14 protein-coding genes are annotated in these 15,323 nt (G+C 52.3%); 4 read left to right on the forward strand and 10 right to left on the reverse strand.

The window, feature by feature from the left end; all coding sequences use genetic code 11:
• The coding region (locus J4G02_01565; GenBank protein ID MCE2393282.1) for a sugar phosphate isomerase/epimerase at nt 1-1,057 on the forward strand (1,057 nt) is incomplete at its 5' end.
• A gap of 42 nt (nt 1,058-1,099) precedes the next feature.
• Nucleotides 1,100-2,578 (forward strand): FAD-dependent tricarballylate dehydrogenase TcuA, encoded by a 1,479-nt coding sequence (gene tcuA, locus J4G02_01570; protein MCE2393283.1) that lies wholly within the window; start codon nt 1,100-1,102, stop codon nt 2,576-2,578.
• A 31-nt stretch (nt 2,579-2,609) separates the two neighbouring features.
• Here the strand turns inward: tcuA and J4G02_01575 are convergent, their stop codons facing one another.
• Both J4G02_01575 and J4G02_01580 read right to left on the reverse strand, forming a co-directional pair.
• Nucleotides 2,610-3,446, reverse strand: a complete 837-nt coding sequence (locus J4G02_01575; GenBank protein ID MCE2393284.1) for a phytanoyl-CoA dioxygenase family protein — start codon at nt 3,444-3,446, stop codon at nt 2,610-2,612.
• Nucleotides 3,447-3,451: 5 nt separating this feature from the next.
• Complete coding sequence (locus tag J4G02_01580; protein MCE2393285.1) at nt 3,452-3,814, reverse strand: hypothetical protein; 363 nt, start codon at nt 3,812-3,814, stop codon at nt 3,452-3,454.
• A gap of 217 nt (nt 3,815-4,031) precedes the next feature.
• Here J4G02_01580 and J4G02_01585 point away from each other — a divergent pair, with 217 nt between their 5' ends.
• Nucleotides 4,032-5,036, forward strand: a complete 1,005-nt coding sequence (locus J4G02_01585) for a dipeptidase (protein MCE2393286.1) — start codon at nt 4,032-4,034, stop codon at nt 5,034-5,036.
• Nucleotides 5,037-5,273: 237 nt separating this feature from the next.
• The gene (locus J4G02_01590) at nt 5,274-6,335 is read left to right on the forward strand and encodes an exo-alpha-sialidase (GenBank protein ID MCE2393287.1); all 1,062 of its coding nucleotides are present in this window, start codon (nt 5,274-5,276) and stop codon (nt 6,333-6,335) included.
• A gap of 19 nt (nt 6,336-6,354) precedes the next feature.
• Here J4G02_01590 and J4G02_01595 read toward each other — a convergent pair whose 3' ends face one another.
• The 8 genes from J4G02_01595 to J4G02_01630 all read right to left on the reverse strand — a co-directional run bounded on the left by J4G02_01595 (nt 6,355) and on the right by J4G02_01630 (nt 15,316).
• A complete protein-coding gene (locus tag J4G02_01595; protein MCE2393288.1) occupies nt 6,355-7,488 on the reverse strand; it encodes an exo-alpha-sialidase in 1,134 nt (377 codons plus the stop codon).
• Nucleotides 7,489-7,506: 18 nt separating this feature from the next.
• The gene (locus tag J4G02_01600; protein ID MCE2393289.1) at nt 7,507-8,637 is read right to left on the reverse strand and encodes a Gfo/Idh/MocA family oxidoreductase; all 1,131 of its coding nucleotides are present in this window, start codon (nt 8,635-8,637) and stop codon (nt 7,507-7,509) included.
• Between the two features lie 163 nt (nt 8,638-8,800).
• Entirely contained in the window at nt 8,801-9,652 is an 852-nt protein-coding gene (locus tag J4G02_01605; GenBank protein ID MCE2393290.1) for a hypothetical protein, read from the reverse strand.
• A gap of 19 nt (nt 9,653-9,671) precedes the next feature.
• Nucleotides 9,672-10,664: a glycosyltransferase family 9 protein gene (locus J4G02_01610; GenBank protein ID MCE2393291.1), complete on the reverse strand. Its 993-nt coding sequence runs from the start codon at nt 10,662-10,664 to the stop codon at nt 9,672-9,674.
• A gap of 183 nt (nt 10,665-10,847) precedes the next feature.
• Nucleotides 10,848-11,702 (reverse strand): PD40 domain-containing protein, encoded by an 855-nt coding sequence (locus J4G02_01615; protein MCE2393292.1) that lies wholly within the window; start codon nt 11,700-11,702, stop codon nt 10,848-10,850.
• 16 nt (nt 11,703-11,718) lie between these two features.
• Nucleotides 11,719-13,533, reverse strand: a complete 1,815-nt coding sequence (locus tag J4G02_01620; GenBank protein ID MCE2393293.1) for a BamA/TamA family outer membrane protein — start codon at nt 13,531-13,533, stop codon at nt 11,719-11,721.
• A gap of 86 nt (nt 13,534-13,619) precedes the next feature.
• Nucleotides 13,620-14,048 carry a Zn-ribbon domain-containing OB-fold protein gene (locus J4G02_01625; protein ID MCE2393294.1) on the reverse strand — a complete coding sequence of 143 codons (429 nt, stop codon included), beginning with the start codon at nt 14,046-14,048 and terminating at the stop codon, nt 13,620-13,622.
• A 2-nt stretch (nt 14,049-14,050) separates the two neighbouring features.
• Complete coding sequence (locus tag J4G02_01630) at nt 14,051-15,316, reverse strand: hypothetical protein (protein MCE2393295.1); 1,266 nt, start codon at nt 15,314-15,316, stop codon at nt 14,051-14,053.
• Between the last annotated feature and the right edge of the window lie 7 nt (nt 15,317-15,323).

Genomic DNA, 15,323 nt, shown 5'->3' on the forward strand with positions numbered 1-15,323 from the left:
TAAAGTTAGGAATAGACGGAAAACTGATACATTTCACAAGGAAGGAGTGGGATACATGAAACTCGGCATTAACACATTTTTCATCATGAAGTTCGGGTTTGAAGCAGGACTCAAATTTTGCCAAGATCTCGGGGTAAAGGCAGTTGAGGTGGATGCAACCGAATCCGACGTTAAGCGATACTGCGATGTGGACACGCTGGTGGTAAACGAAGGGGAACGTGACCGCTGGCTTGACATCTACGCCAGCCACGGTCTTGAAATCTATTCCTTCGCCGCGCACGGTGCGCCGCTGTCGCCGGACAAAGAGGTCGCCGCAGAGTATTCGCGCCAATTTCGGCAGGCGTGCGCACTGATGGAAAAGATTGGTGTCAGCCGTTTGGTGGTCGTTGCTGGAGTACCAGAGGGAGCGGAAGGGGACAAATCTCCGAATTGGATCGTCAACACCGATAAGGAAGGCTTTCCTGAAGCGCTCGAATGGCAGTGGGAGAAACGGTTGATCCCGTACTGGAAAGAGCATGGAAAAATGGCTGCGGATCACGGCGTGACGTTGTGCTTTGAGATGCAAATCCTCGATATGATCCATACACCGGCGAAACTGATGCGGCTGCGCGATGAAATCGGTCCCGTTGTCGCCTGCAACTTTGACATCTCGCACATGTGGGTACAGGGAATTGACCCCTTCGCAGCGATGCACTATCTTGGCGATCTCATCCAAAATGTCCATCTCAAGGACACGCTCATCCATGAACCCAACGCCCGACTCCACGGTCTTTTCGACTCAACAGATTCAATCTACCCTGAACAGCGCAGCTGGTCATTTACGCTGCCCGGCTGGGGTCACGATGATCAGACGTGGCGCGAGGTAATTACGACGCTTCGTCTTCTCGGATACGAAGGTATCCTCTCGCTTGAGATGGAAAGTGAATTCATCGAAATTGAGGAAGGTTTGAAAAAGACGGCGGCGTTTATCCAACCGATGGTGTTAGAGCAGCCGAAGGGGCCGTCGTGGTGGCAGGCTGAGGAATTGCATGAGCGTTGGAAGGCGGATCAGTCTTGAATTAATCATCGCTGATTTAGAAACATCCCCAAGGTAAAAATCATGGATACTGAAGTTTGGACACAAGTAATCGTGGTTGGGGCTGGCAACGCTGCCCTTTCAGCAGCAGTAGCGGCACGGGAGCGGGGCGCAGATGTCGTCGTGCTAGAGAAGGCACCGCGTCAACACCGAGGCGGAAACAGTGCGTTGACCGTGCACATGCGGTTTCCTTATGAGGGCATGGACGATTTGACACCGCTGCTGTCCGGCATATCTTCGGCAGACCTGAGCCGTATGGCTGACCGGATCGGCCGGTACACTTCCGCTGACTACTACGACGACATTATGAGCGTGACAGAAGGCAGGAGCGAGCCGGAACTCGCGGAGATTTTGGTCGCTGAAGCTGCTTCGGTTGTCCGGTGGATGAGTTCCTATGGACACACTTGGGTTCCAACTTATGCCAACCCGGTTTCTGCCAACGTGGTATCATTCAACGGTGGCGGCTATGGTCTCCAAGAACAGTGGTTTAGGACAGCTGAGCAGCAAGGGATATCTGTCCATTACGACACCAGCGCAATCGGTTTACTACAGGATTCCCAAGGCAGGGTGACAGGGGTACGGACGAAAACATCTCAGGGTCATCGTAACTTTCACGGTGGGGCGGTGGTTTTGGCTTGTGGCAGCTTTGAGTCAAGTCCGGAAATGCGCGCCCGGCACCTCGGTCCTGACTGGGAGAGGGTAAAACTGCGGGGCGTTCCCTACAACACCGGCGACGGACTCACTATGGCAATGGAGCGTGGGGCACTACCTTATGGGAGTTGGTCGAGTTGCCACGCCTCACCTCAGGATCTGAATCGTCCGCCCTTCGACGTTCCCGGCCCCGACATCAGAGGCGATTTCTGGAGTCGTTATTCCTATCCCTTCGGGATTATGGTCAATCTTGGCGGGCATCGATTCATAGACGAGGGCGAAACTTGGCGCGGACTTACTTATGCAAAGATTGGGAGAGCCATTCTCGCCCAACCGCAAGGTATAGCGCTCCAAATTTTTGATCGCAAACATCGAGAGTTGGAGGTTATCCGGGGGTACGAAAAAGCCACCGGCTTCGAGGCAAACACCCTAGAACATCTGGCACAACAGTTGGACATCTCAGACATCCCAGCATTCATCCACACTGTGCACAAATTTAACGCCACTGTCCAGCAGGGCGAATTTAACCCTTTTCACCTAGACGGGAAAAGTGCTGTCGGTATCACTCCACCTCGAAGTAACTGGGCGCTTCCCATAGACACGCCTCCCTTTGAGGGCTTTCCGGTGGTATGTGGGATGACATTCACTTTTGGCGGTCTGCGCATTACGTCCGAGGCACAGGTAGTCCACACCATGGGCTACCCCATTCCCGGTCTCTATGCTGCTGGCGAGATGGTGGGCGGACTGTGGCACGGAAATTACCCCTCCGGGGCCGGGATGATGGCCGGCACGGTTTTCGGGCGTATTTCTGGGACAAACGCTGCTGAGGAAGCACTTCAAACCAACAGATGAGCAAAACGCCCGATGATCACCGCCTTGGAACTCATTGCAACGTTGTCCATCTTCCTGGATCCGATGCGCTAAAGGGCCAACCGGATCCACCAACGACGTGGAACTCATCCTTTTTTCCACAGAGCCAGTAGAACATCTCCGCCACTCGTAACACCGACTGCCATTTCCGTGTCGCACCAGAAAAATAACTGTTGGTGTACGAGTAGTCGGCACCAGCGAAATCGAAGTTCGGATCTACAATCCAGTCCCGTCTGGGTGGGACCGTTCGCCAAAACTCCCACTTCAATAGGTTACGGGTTGACTGGTCAATCTTTTCGGATTGTCGATGCCAAATCGAATAGGCGGTAAAAAACACCGAACCCGCCGGTGCAACCGTTGCCGTTTGACCCGCCAAGTGACCGAAGTGATCCAGTTCCTCCCTTGCAACGGGGACGATGTGGGATCCCGGCAAAAACAGGGTCGGTCCCATCTCTTTGGTATTTGACTGAGGAATATAGAAAACTTGCAACAGATTGCATAATCGCTCAAATCCAGAACCGCCATCAACATGCCACTGTTTTGCTGGCATTGGTCCAACAAGACGATGGTTTGCCATCCAGTCCGGCAGCTGGACATTCTCTCCGAGCAGCGACCGCGCTGCGCCTGCGACCTCCGGATGCAACAGCACCTCCTTAATGTACCGTGGATCTCTAACTAACGCATTCGGGGTGGCATCTTCTTGGTCCAGATATTCGGTCACCCATCGGTTGGTTGCGTCTGGAATTACTCCTTCAAGCATGAAAATGCCCGTTTTACAAAAGTCGAGGACCATTTGGTCCGTCATTGTTGGCTTCACGCCGCTAGCTGCGCGCTGTATCTCAGGTGTCATTTGGTTTACTCCCATTTTTCGAGGATAAATTCACAGGTAATATGTGTGTCTTGGGTATGACCTACGGGTAACTGAACAGGAAACCGAATAACCCGCCAACCTTCGTTGATAGCGTCCAGCACGGTTTTGTACGGCCAATCGGCGTAATCGAACGGACCGTCGGAGACCGCTCCATCTGTGACCATTAGCATCCCAATCACTTCGGACGTGACTGCGGTGGTTGCAGTTTGCAGATACAGCAGATGCTGCAGTTTGGGCCTGTCGGTCGTTATCGCTGACCCCAAATCGCGCAGATGGGGCTCGGTTAATGTTCCTTGTCTCAACCGCTCGATACATTCCTCCAAGAGTTGTATGGCATTGGCACCCATAGTAGGATTCCTCCTGCATCAAATTAAAATCGACATTGCTGACAATGTAAATCGGGTAAACGTTCTCAGCAATGGATACTGCTTTGGACGCTGCTGCGCCATTTCGGTTCAACCCAATTTAGACTATTTCTTGACTTTCGGATGAGGTCATGCCAAAATAGATAATCAAAGGAATTTCCGCGATATCTCAGATCACAACGGCGATTGGAGAAACAAAATGTCAGAGGAAGATACTGTGAAAGGTATCTATGATGAAGCAATTGTGATAGACGCACTAAATGTCAGCAACTGGGAAAGTCCCGCTGTGTATCAAAGTTTGCATACCGGTGGAATCACGGCTATCAATGCAACCAGCGCTGTGTGGGAAAACTACCCACAGGCGATGGATAATATCGCAGCATGGTTGCGTCGGTTCAGAGAATACGATGAAATTTTGATTCCTGTCAAGACCGCAGACGACATCCTTCAAGCCAAGCAGGACGGGAAGGTGGGTATCATACTGGGGTGGCAGAACGCTTCCCCTATTGAGAATGATCTCTCTCGCCTTGACCTCTTTCATGCCCTCGGCGTTCGCATTATCCAGATTACCTATAATGAGCGGAACTTACTCGGCAATGGCTGCTATGAGCGCAGGGACGAAGGCCTGACTAATTTCGGCGTAGACGTTATCAAGGAGATGAACCGTCTGGGCATCCTGATTGACCTGTCGCACGTCGGCGATCGTACAACGGTAGAAGCGATTGAATTATCGGAGAAGCCGGTGGCGATTACTCATGCCAATGCCCGCGCCTTTGTCAACCATGTTCGGAACAAAACCGATGAGGCACTTTCGCTACTCGCTGAAAAGGGCGGTGTCATCGGAGCGAATGCGTTCCCTGCTTTCTTTGAAAACACATTCGACGCAACGCTCACGGATTATGTAGACGCTATAGATGACCTCGTGCAGCGTGTAGGAATTGATCATGTCGGAATTGGCACGGACTATACGCAAAATCAACCCAAGATGTTCTTTGATTGGATCTTTTCCCAGCAAGGAACAAAATATCAAGAACGCCCCATCGTCTATCCAGATCCGCTGATTCACCCTGAAGGAATGGAAACGCCCGACAAATTGTCAAACCTTGCAGCGGAATTGCTCAACCGCGGATACAGCGAGACGGACATAACCAGAATTTTGGGTAGCAATTGGCTCCGTCTGTTTCAGCAGGTGTGGGAGGTATAATCCTGTGGCTTATGTCAAAAGAAAGTGCAAAATGCAAATAGCGTGAGACGTAAAACGTGAAACGTGAAAACCATTGGTTCATTGATAAACTAGTGCGCTAATGAACTCAATCGGTTTCTGCTGCACGACTTCTTAACATGAGCCAATCCTGTTTTTCTTCTATTCTTCTACATCACACGAATTACTTATGAATTTATGTTTTGATAAAGGATTCATGTTGCAGTAAAGGAGTATACCATGCCCTCGATTGAAATTCTTGATACAGGCTGGATAGATAGACGCGATTCGGCGTTTCCCCAAGCCGTGCAATTGCCTAACGGCGACATCCTTTGTTCGTTCAATGTCGGAGGCGGTCCGAATGTTCATGGCGGCACAGATTGGGCGCGCTCCACCGATGGCGGTGCAACTTGGACGGTAGAAGGCACCATTTTGCCACTAACGAAAAATCCTGACACAACCAGCGCGCTCAAGCTGTCGCGCTCGGTCAATGGCGAAACTATTTTTGCGTACGGCTCACGAAGCTATCGCCAACCTGAAGAAAAGTTCGGTGAGGGACGCAACGAGCCAGTGCTCTGCCGATCCACTGATGGCGGACAGACTTGGTCTGCGCCACAAGTGGTCCCTATGCCAGCCGATTGTCCATTAGAGATTTCCCACGGGGTACTACCGCTCGCTTCTGGACGTATCCTGGCACCGGCAGCGACCCTTCCGTCCTCAGAGCGGCTGGGTGAGCAGGTTCTGTTGGCTATCTCCGATGACAACGGACAGACTTGGCAGCATACTGTAGCATTCCAAGACCCCGACGGGCAGCATGGCTACTTTGAACAGAAGTTCGCCGAGATCTCTCCGGACTATGTCATAGGTGTCTGCTGGACTGTGACGCTGGGCGATGTCGTTGATCTGCCGGATAGTTTCGTGCTTTCGCATGATGGCGGAGTCACGTGGAGCTCTCCACATTCGACAGGCATCCAAGGACAGACGATGACCCCAATCCCACTCGGCGATGACCGGCTGTTGGTATTGTACAATCGGCGTTATGGAGAGCAGGCTATCGTGATGTGTCTGGTAACGTTCACAGACGAGATGTGGACCCTCCACTACGAGGATATATTGTACGACGCAGGAACATCGCGTCAGCGACCGGAGGATATAGATTCCGGTGTGGAGGAACTGTATAGCTTCATGTTCGGTTTTCCGACAGCGATTCGGCTGCAGGATGGGACGTATCTGGCAACGCATTGGTGTCAGGAAGAGGGACCGTTCGGCGTCCGCTGGACGAAACTGCGAGTTGACTGGTGATTTAAGCAGCCCTAATTGACTAAACCTCTTCGAGGATTGCCCCTTCAATGCCTCGGTGATTGTCCGGATAATGGTGCCAGTAGGCGACCAATACCCGACCATCGTTGAGTTCTACCGACCAAGGATAACCACAGTCTGCGCTCAACCCCTTGTCTTCTATCACAAACTCAGGTGCCGTATCTAAATCACTTCCTTCCGGGTCTAATACCCTGCCGACGCAGCCGCGCTGTCCCTCCCATCGAGTACCTACGGTGAGGAAAATGCGGCCATCCCTTAATCCAAGCATGTGTCCCGGACTGCCGTGAATCATGGTTGGACGCCACGGCGACCATGTCTCTCCGTCGTCGTCAGAATAGACCAACACGAGGAGACGACCGACGAACGCTGGATCGTCTATGAAGGGACCTTCAAACCCCTGATCTCGAACGATGTCGGGTCCCAATCGTCCCGGATGACAACGAAAGAGTACCAAAATCCGGCCGCTCGGCGTCCTGTGGATCGTCGGCTCGCTGAAATGCGCAACCGGGTCTTCTGCAATCCGTCCGCCGTATTCCCACGTCTCACCCATGTCCTTCGACACGCGCATCATACCGAAATATCGAAATTCGCCGGTGGTGAGATCGGTTGCCTTGCTCGGCATCAGTAATCGTCCATCCGGCATTATCAACAAACCGCTGCGACTGACCCCTGAGTGCTGCGCGGGGTGCCCCCAGACTGCGTCAGGCAGCGGCGGAAAGCGTACAGGAGCGCTCCAAGTATGTCCATCGTCGCGTGATCGCACCCAGAACGGTTTGCCATGCTGCACGACCCAACTCCCGCCATGCTCTACCGCATCCTCAGCAGGAACCAACTCGGTACAAGATGAGTGTAGAAAGATACTTCCGTCCGGAAGGGTGTGGACGCCGCGGTCCATGACTCCGCCGCGGGGATCGACGGTTACAAGGTGTGGTCCACTCCAAGTTTGCCCTTCGTCCTCGGACCTGCATGCCTGCACATTGAACAGAGGGTGTTCATGATGGGAATACCCCAGATGTGTTGCTCTTTGGAATGTTATCAACAGGCTACCAGAGGAGGTGCGTGTCACAGTGGGGCTTAGGGCATACATACCCGATTCGTGATATATCGTCATGCGATCTACAACTTGCCAGCTCATGTGAATCTCCTTCCGCTTTCATCTTGCTGCCCACACAACGCCGCGCTGCGGGAACAGGATGTTTTTCTGTTTCTCAATAGGGGCGAACGGGTCAACGCCGTATTTTGTACGGTACTCCCGGTGCAGGCTTTCTTCGTATCCGGTGATTTCAGTCAGCGGCAAGTCAATCGGCTGCCCACCGGTCCGCGCAGACTCACGGATCGCGATAAGAATCTCTTGATCCGTGCGTCCGTTGACCGCACCGTATTCCGGCTCAACCCCTTCAACAATTGCCCGGTAGATACTATGCAGCTCCGTACCCCGTGCGACATCGTCCACATCCGCCAGTCCAAACGCTTTTAGCGGATTCTCCCAGATCACCGGCGGATCGGTGTCAACACGAGCATGGTCAACGATCTCCACACCATCCACCTCCGTTGTGACGGTCTGTATCGGATAGGTTTCTGCACCCGTATCTCGGTAGAGCAGCAGTTCGTTACCGACGATTGCCCCTTCCGTTCCATCGATTTCCCAATAGTTGCCCCGTCGCCGTGTCGGCATCTCGTAGACGAGCGAGGCATCGTTCTCAAACTCGACGACCCCGACCTCCCATGAACTACCGCCAATCTCTTTGGCGTGTCCAACGACGCGTACAGCTTGATTTTGCACAAGTGTCCGAATAGCATTCATACCGTGATACGATCCGGAGGTATACCAAAGATGCGCGTGGGTAATCTCGCCAATCAGACCTGCATCGACAATTTTGCGTTTGAGTCGCTCATGGGGCCAACGCCACACGTTTTCCGCGACCTCTAGCTTGACACCATATTGTCTGGCGGCATCAATCATACGATCTGCACAGGGGAGAGTTGTTGAAATCGGTGTCTCTGTGATGACATGAACGCCGTGGGACGCCGCAATCTCTGTGATGACGTGGTGTCCGTCGGGGCCCACTGTGATCAGGATCACATCCGGTGATTCCATCTCAATCAACGTCTCAATATCTGTATAGCCAGAGACCGACAGCCGTTGAGCTGTCTCCGTGGCACGCTCACTGTCAATGTCGCAGACGCCAACCAGTTGATAAATCGGTTCTAGCTTGGGGATGGTGCTCAGGTGGGCTCTTGCTCTGCCTCCCGTGCCGACTACGGCTATTTTTAACCTTTTCATGGTGAACTCCTTGGAACAACTTTGGAAATCCGCAAACGATGTCTATAGGATACTCATCAAACAGGAAAACAATCCTAGTAGATCGAGATTCATGTCTCGACACAAGAATGTCGATTTTGGAAAATTGACCTACAATATCGGTAGTCTTTTAGGAAATCGCCCTTCAAAACCTTAATTCTGCCGAGATAAAATCCGAAGCGAAATCAGGCTCATAGATGCGTGCATAATCAACCCGTATCCACCGCCAATCGAATCCCAATCCCAACGTCCACCACTGATCCGACCGGCCTCCCCGCACACGAACAAAGCGTTGTGCTGTCCACTCAATACCATAGTAAAGCCCTGTTTCGTTGAGGGGCCCTCGTGGCACCATAAGATCGACCGCAAACAGCAGATTTTTCCACTGATATGCGGTGCCAAGTGTCAGCCAGCGAATCCCACGCTCGCCCGGCAGGTGCCCCGCCAACAGTCCAAATCTGAGATCGGAACGTGGTTTGACAAGTAGAGCGAGATCGTAGGACGGGGAATGACCGAAAAATTGGTAATAATCGCTTGGGTGCTTACGTTTGAACTTCAGACTCGCACCAACTGCGACATACGGATGGATCTGGTGTGCGATCGAATAGTAGTTGAAGTCCGGTGTCCCCGATTCAACGCCGAGTGCAATCTTGTTGCCCCAGAATAGACCGTATCCACGATAAGCGTATCCGATCCCTTTCGGATCAAATCCGTAATCGGATCGATCGTGGAACTTATTAACACCAAAAAGCTTAACGCCCTGCCACTGAATCAATCCAGCGGGATTCCAAAACCCTGCCGTAGCGTCATCAGCGACAGCAGTAAACGCGTTGCCCATCCCCAAAGCCCGTGCTCCAACGTAGAGTGGACGGGCCGCTTCAAACGGAAACACTGAGGCGAAGACAGGGGACACAGCAAGGAATAACCCAAGGAACGTAAAGCGTGAAACGTAAAACGTAAAACTTAGGACATAGTGTGTTGAACCCTTGAACTTCATTGTTTCTGAATTCCTGTCTTTATTGCGCCTTTAGATCGAGACCGGATAACGACAGATCTGCCGCCTCCAACACATCTTCGACGGTAATCTCCTCCATACTTTCGCGAGCAATTATCGTGTGTGGCTTCCAGTGTGGTCCCCACTGCCGCGGATTCGACGCGCCAAATAGCGCAATCGTTGGGGTTTTAACCGCTGTGCTCATGTGCATTGGACCTGTATCGTTGCTGATATAGAGGCGACATTTTTGGAGTATCGCTCCGAGCTGCATCGGGGTAATTCCTGTCAGGATAACTGGTGAACAGGACATCAGATCTGCAACGTCGTGAGGCAGGGAGCCTTCCGCATCGCCGGCGGTGATAAAAATCTGGGCATCGTATTTCTGATGCAGTTCGTCCCCCACGTGTGCAAACCCCGCTTTCGACCAACGACGGGACTCAGACCCCGACCCAGGGTTTAACCCGATTAGGGGTCGATCCAAGGAAACACCGGCACTAGCGAGAAGATTGTCCGCCCACCTCTGTGCCGCTGGGTTCACAAACATCTCCGGCTCCTCGCTATCCGGCTCAATCCCAGCCCCGCGTACAACGTCAAGGTATCTAGCGGTCTCGTGCTGGTTAATGTTATTGGGAACAGCAACATGGAGCAAACGTCCTTTACCAGAGTTGGTTTCAAAGCCGATCCGAAATGGGATACGTGCAAGGAATGTGTGCATTACAAGGCGGAACGTCGGCTGAAGGATGACTACCATCTGAAATGATCTCTTGGCTATCCCGTAAATTAGCTTGGGAATCGACACGTTGTAAGTAATCACTTCGTCCAGATTCGGGTTTTCGGAAACGAGGTCTTCGCGCCCCGGGGCGACCATGTAAGCGATGTATGCCTCCGGAAAACGTCGCCGCAACGCTCGTATCACAGGGGTGGTTAGGAGTGTCTCGCCGAGGGGCCCCATGCGGAGGATTAGGATACGTCGGATCTGATCAAGATTGAATTGCTTGCTAGTTTGTTTATTCATTTCAGGACTTACGTCCTTCCGGGATTTGCTAGGGTGTGTATGTGGGGTGTGTCCGTAATCTCCGATAAGTGCCTAATCGTAGGGACGAAGTTTCCTCACCCAACGAGTTGGAAAACCCAACCCCTACGAGCTGCTATTAGGTTCTATATTTTAAGAATTAAGTATAAAATTCAATAACCAATTTCATTGAAAACTTTGATTCGCCTTCAACTTGCCCCATTTAGTGAGTTTGTGATGGCGCGGACTGACACTTGCTGGCTTTACCCCAATACAACACCAATCGGGAGAAAATCCATTGGCTTCATGGAGGCGGGTTAGCCGGAACACTTCCCGTGAATCTACTGTGATACGATAGAGATCCAACTTTCCCTCCTCTCTCTCGGATTGAAACACAATATGTTTTCCATCCGGCGACCAAGCGGAGTTGCGGCGATCCCCTTCGTCCTGAGTCACCTGCCTTTTATATCCATCGGCTAAACGCAGTGTGTGAAAGTGGCCATCCCATGAAGAATACAGGATATGCGTCCCATCCGGAGACCACGAGGGGACGCGTTCATGAATTTCCGGTGATTGGGTCAAATTGGTCAGATTCTCTCCCGAAACATCTATCACGAAAATGTCATCACGTCCGGGACGGTTGGAAAAGAAAGCGGTGCGGCTCCCATCCGGAGACCAAACTGGAAGGCCATCCTCTGTCTCCTGTAAATGTTGGGTACTTATCAGTAAACGCTGCCCGCTGCCATCGGCATTGATTATGAATGTTTCCGTGAATGGGTTTTTGCCCTGTGCTTTATCGCCGCGGTGGAAAACCGTAAACACAACCTGTCTCTCGTCCGGAGACCAACTCGGCTGAACCCCTTCAATACCTAGAGCGTGCTGATTGGTGCCGTCGGCGTTCATCGTCCATAACGCTCCCTTATGGCTGAAGATAATTTTACCGTCCGCCCCAGCAGCGGAGACTAGGGTTTCCGCTATCAACAGTAAGAAGATAGAAAAAACAAAATAGAATACCCCTTTGCCATGGACTATCTTAAACATGGTGATTCCCTCCTATTTAGAAGGACGTTCCAAGATTGACATGGATTTTCCCCTCCAAAGCGGAGCGTCCTTCGGCAAGTCCGTAATCCATTCGTAGCAGCCCGCCCTTTGACTCAAGCCGCATACCGAATCCGTACCCTACGCGGAGCGGGTCGAAGACGGTAGGTTGATCTACTTGGGTGACTGTCCCCAGATCGGTAAATACAAAGAACTGTGATGTGCGTCCAACCAACAGACGGTATTCGATGTTCGCATAGACGCGGCGGGGTCCGAAAAACCAGTCTTCGTCGTAACCGCGAAGTGTGTTGGCACCACCGAGATAAAAGAGCTCCGTTGGCGGGATGTTATCTCCCCACGCCGCCGCACCGTGTAAACCCAAGGCAATCACCTGCCGATGCCATGTCGGGAAGTATCCCCGCAGATCTATCCACAGTTTTCGCAGCTTGAAATCCCCTGTTGAAAACTCAAACGCTATACCGTCGAGCCGTCCGCGGGTTGGATTCAGAAAGTAATCCCTGCTATCGCGAGTCAGTCCCAAAGTCACACCGTATTTCACACCACTTTGTGATGTTGGATCTGCCATATCTGTGATCGGCAAATCGACGGGAGGGAAGGTGGCAGGGAGAAAGAGGTCGTTCGTGGGCAAACCGATCTGTTTATAGGAAAATCCTAGCGAACTTTCAAATAATCTTCGGAAACGGGCACTAACGGTCACAGCTGCGGCATTTTCATTTGACTCAGCATCGGTAAACTGGTTTCGCTGCTTTACCTGTGAGTATTCAACGCCGATTTTGATCGGCTTTCCAAACGCCCACGGTTCAACATAACCTATCCTTAACGTCCGAAGTAACCCAGATTTCCACAGAAAATTTACACCCCGCCCTGTGCCCAAAAGATTGGTTTCCGTCGCTTCAATCACGCCTGTCAGTTGTGGTGCACCTTCAAACTCTGTTGTTGGCGGGGCATAGCCGATGACACCGCTGAACCTGCCAGTTCGTGCCTCTGTCACCTTCGCATTAAAGATGATCTCCGCTGGCGTCTTACCCTCCTCAAGCAGGGAGGGACTGACCTCGTAAAAATAGCCGAGGTTCACCAAACGGTGGAAACTCTGATCGACTTTGCGCTGATCAAAAACGTCGCCTGCTTGCACAGGTAACTCGCGGAGGACTACTTCAGGCTTTGTTTTCTGTAGACCGGTCAGTTTCACCGCTCCGATCCGAACCTGATCGCCTTCACGAATTTGCAAACGCAGGTCAATCGTCCCTTGTTCCTCTGACAGATTGAAGTCGTTTGGCTCGATTTCCGTCTTGGGATAGCCGCGCTCGCTGTACAAGGTTAGAATCTTGTCGATCCCCCCCTCAAAGGCATCTTGACTGAAAGGTGCTCCTTTCCGCAAACCGAGCGTACGACGGAGGTCATTAGTCGAAAGTAGGTGGTTCCCTTCAACTGTGATCTCGCCTATGCGAGCCCGTGTTCCTTCGTGGATGTGGAGGTGGATCTGCACCTGATCGGGAGGGATGGTCGTAACTTTGGGTTCAATTGAGGCGAATACAAACCCGTCTTCACGGTATTTTTCCAGCATCCGATTGAAACCTTCAAGCATTTCCGCTTGAAGGTAGGGTTGTCCTGCATCAATACCGATTAGCTTGGATAGCTGCTTCCAATCAAGGCGATCAATCCCGTCAAAGGTGATCTGACGAATCAGGTAGGGATTTTCAGCGTTGTCAGAGGGTGTGGGAGCGAGCTGCTCTGAATCGCCAATTGCGAACGGGGAAAGGAGTAGGTAGAATAAAATGTGAAACGTGAAGAAAAATCGGTGAAATGGATTCACAACGACCTACCTCCCGCGTGGGCGGGGCAAGATGCCCCGCCTACCCACAAAACAGGCAGCATAGCGGGGGCAAGATTCCCTGTCTATCAGCAACTTTCATCAATCGGTGTGAATCCCAAGACGGTTTTGCGGTTCTCATCTGCCCCTCGATGCCAAAAGGTGGCTTTCACCGGCATCCCTATCTTTATCGTTTCAGGGTTAAGTGTGTCAACGCCTGCAATCTGTGCGACCACCCGCGGCCCCTCCACTAACTCGACCGCCCCTGAGCAGTATGGGTTGTTCCTATCATACCCCTCCGCGATCATCGCAGGGGGACCAATCGAGATACAGGTAAACGCGACCAGTCGCCCCTCTCCCTCTGTTTCCGCCCATTCCATCTCTGAGCCGTGGCATTTCGTACAGATGGCGCGTGGAGGAACGAAAAGCGCACCACACCCGGCGCACCGAGCCCCCATCAGTTTTTCTTCGTCCAAAAACCGCTCAAACTGGTAATCGCTTATCGGTCTGTCCGCCACGGTTATCTCCTCTCCAGAATGGTAAATGTACAGGTGCCGCCGGTTCCGCCCAAATTGTGAGCGGCACCGATACGCAGGTCTTCGATCGGCACGCCTCTGTCTTCTGCTTTGTACCTCAACTGCTCCCATACCTCTATTAACTGCGCCGCACCTGTTGCCCCGACCGGATGCCCCTTACATTTGAGTCCTCCGGATGTATTAATCGGCTTCTCGCCATCTAACTTTGTTAAACCGTCTGCCACCGCTTTGTACCCTTCACCCGGCTTAAAAAATCCGAGGTCTTCAATATGCAAGAGTTCTGCAATCGAAAAGCAGTCGTGCACCTCTGCAAACTGAATATCCGCCGGCACCAACCCGGACATTTCGTAAGCCTCGTTGGCGGCGTGTCGTGTCGCTTCAAAATATGTTAGATCATCGGCGGCATTAAGCCCCCGTCCACTTGCCTGACCAACCCCAGCGACATATAACGGGTCATCAGTAAAGTGCTTGGCAAGTTCTTCACCGACCAACAGGATGCACGCAGCGCCGTCGCTGATCGGGCAGCAATCGAAAAGGTGCATGGGCCAAGCAATCGCGGGATTGGCGATCGGGTCGCGCAGGAAGTCCTTCTCATCGCTCCAGTCTGGCACCGCACCCCCTTTCTCTTTCGCCCGTTTGACTTTTGACGCCATGAGATCACGGATTGTGGCTTTATACTGTGCTTTTGGATTCAACGGCGCGTTATCGTGACTCTTGATAGTAATGTCCATCAGGTTTTCGCGGGAGGCACCATATCTCTCAAAATATGCGGTCGCGATCGCTCCGAAAACCCCCGGAAACGTAAAGCCCGCCTTCCGCTCGTACGGGATTGCCGCCAGCGCTAACCCCTCGGCGACTGTCTCGGTGCTCCCTTTCGACATATCCTCAACGCCACCGACCAAGACCACATCATAGAAACCGGAGGCGATGGCGAAAACACCCTCCCGAAAAGCGAGTGCACTTGAAGCACAGGCACCCTCAATCCGTGTCGCCGGTTTAGGAACAAGCCCAAGGGAATCCGAGAGGATTGCGCCCCAATGGGACTGATGGGCAAAAAAGTCGTTTGTGAAATTGCCGATGTACAACGCATCAATGTCAGCCGGATCGAGTCCTTTATCCACAGAGCCGCTCATTTCCACAAAGGCTTCGGCAAATAGATCTTTCGAGTCCCGATCCTTGAACATATTGAACGCCGACATTCCCGCGCCGACCATTGCAACGCCGCGTGCCAATTTTCGTTTTGTATTCATCTCAATC

It is taken from the genome of Candidatus Poribacteria bacterium, from assembly GCA_021295755.1.
Taxonomy (GTDB): domain Bacteria; phylum Poribacteria; class WGA-4E; order WGA-4E; family PCPOR2b; genus PCPOR2b.

Bases quoted from the DNA above. Each gene is read 5' to 3' on its own strand.
- tcuA (MCE2393283.1), top strand. From the start codon at position 1,100: ATGGATACTGAAGTTTGGACACAAGTAATCGTGGTTGGGGCTGGCAAC.
- J4G02_01575 (MCE2393284.1), bottom strand. From the start codon at position 3,446: ATGACACCTGAGATACAGCGCGCAGCTAGCGGCGTGAAGCCAACAATG.
- J4G02_01580 (MCE2393285.1), bottom strand. From the start codon at position 3,814: ATGGGTGCCAATGCCATACAACTCTTGGAGGAATGTATCGAGCGGTTG.
- J4G02_01585 (MCE2393286.1), top strand. From the start codon at position 4,032: ATGTCAGAGGAAGATACTGTGAAAGGTATCTATGATGAAGCAATTGTG.
- J4G02_01590 (MCE2393287.1), top strand. From the start codon at position 5,274: ATGCCCTCGATTGAAATTCTTGATACAGGCTGGATAGATAGACGCGAT.
- J4G02_01595 (MCE2393288.1), bottom strand. From the start codon at position 7,488: ATGAGCTGGCAAGTTGTAGATCGCATGACGATATATCACGAATCGGGT.
- J4G02_01600 (MCE2393289.1), bottom strand. From the start codon at position 8,637: ATGAAAAGGTTAAAAATAGCCGTAGTCGGCACGGGAGGCAGAGCAAGA.
- J4G02_01605 (MCE2393290.1), bottom strand. From the start codon at position 9,652: ATGAAGTTCAAGGGTTCAACACACTATGTCCTAAGTTTTACGTTTTAC.
- J4G02_01610 (MCE2393291.1), bottom strand. From the start codon at position 10,664: ATGAATAAACAAACTAGCAAGCAATTCAATCTTGATCAGATCCGACGT.
- J4G02_01615 (MCE2393292.1), bottom strand. From the start codon at position 11,702: ATGTTTAAGATAGTCCATGGCAAAGGGGTATTCTATTTTGTTTTTTCT.
- J4G02_01630 (MCE2393295.1), bottom strand. From the start codon at position 15,316: ATGAATACAAAACGAAAATTGGCACGCGGCGTTGCAATGGTCGGCGCG.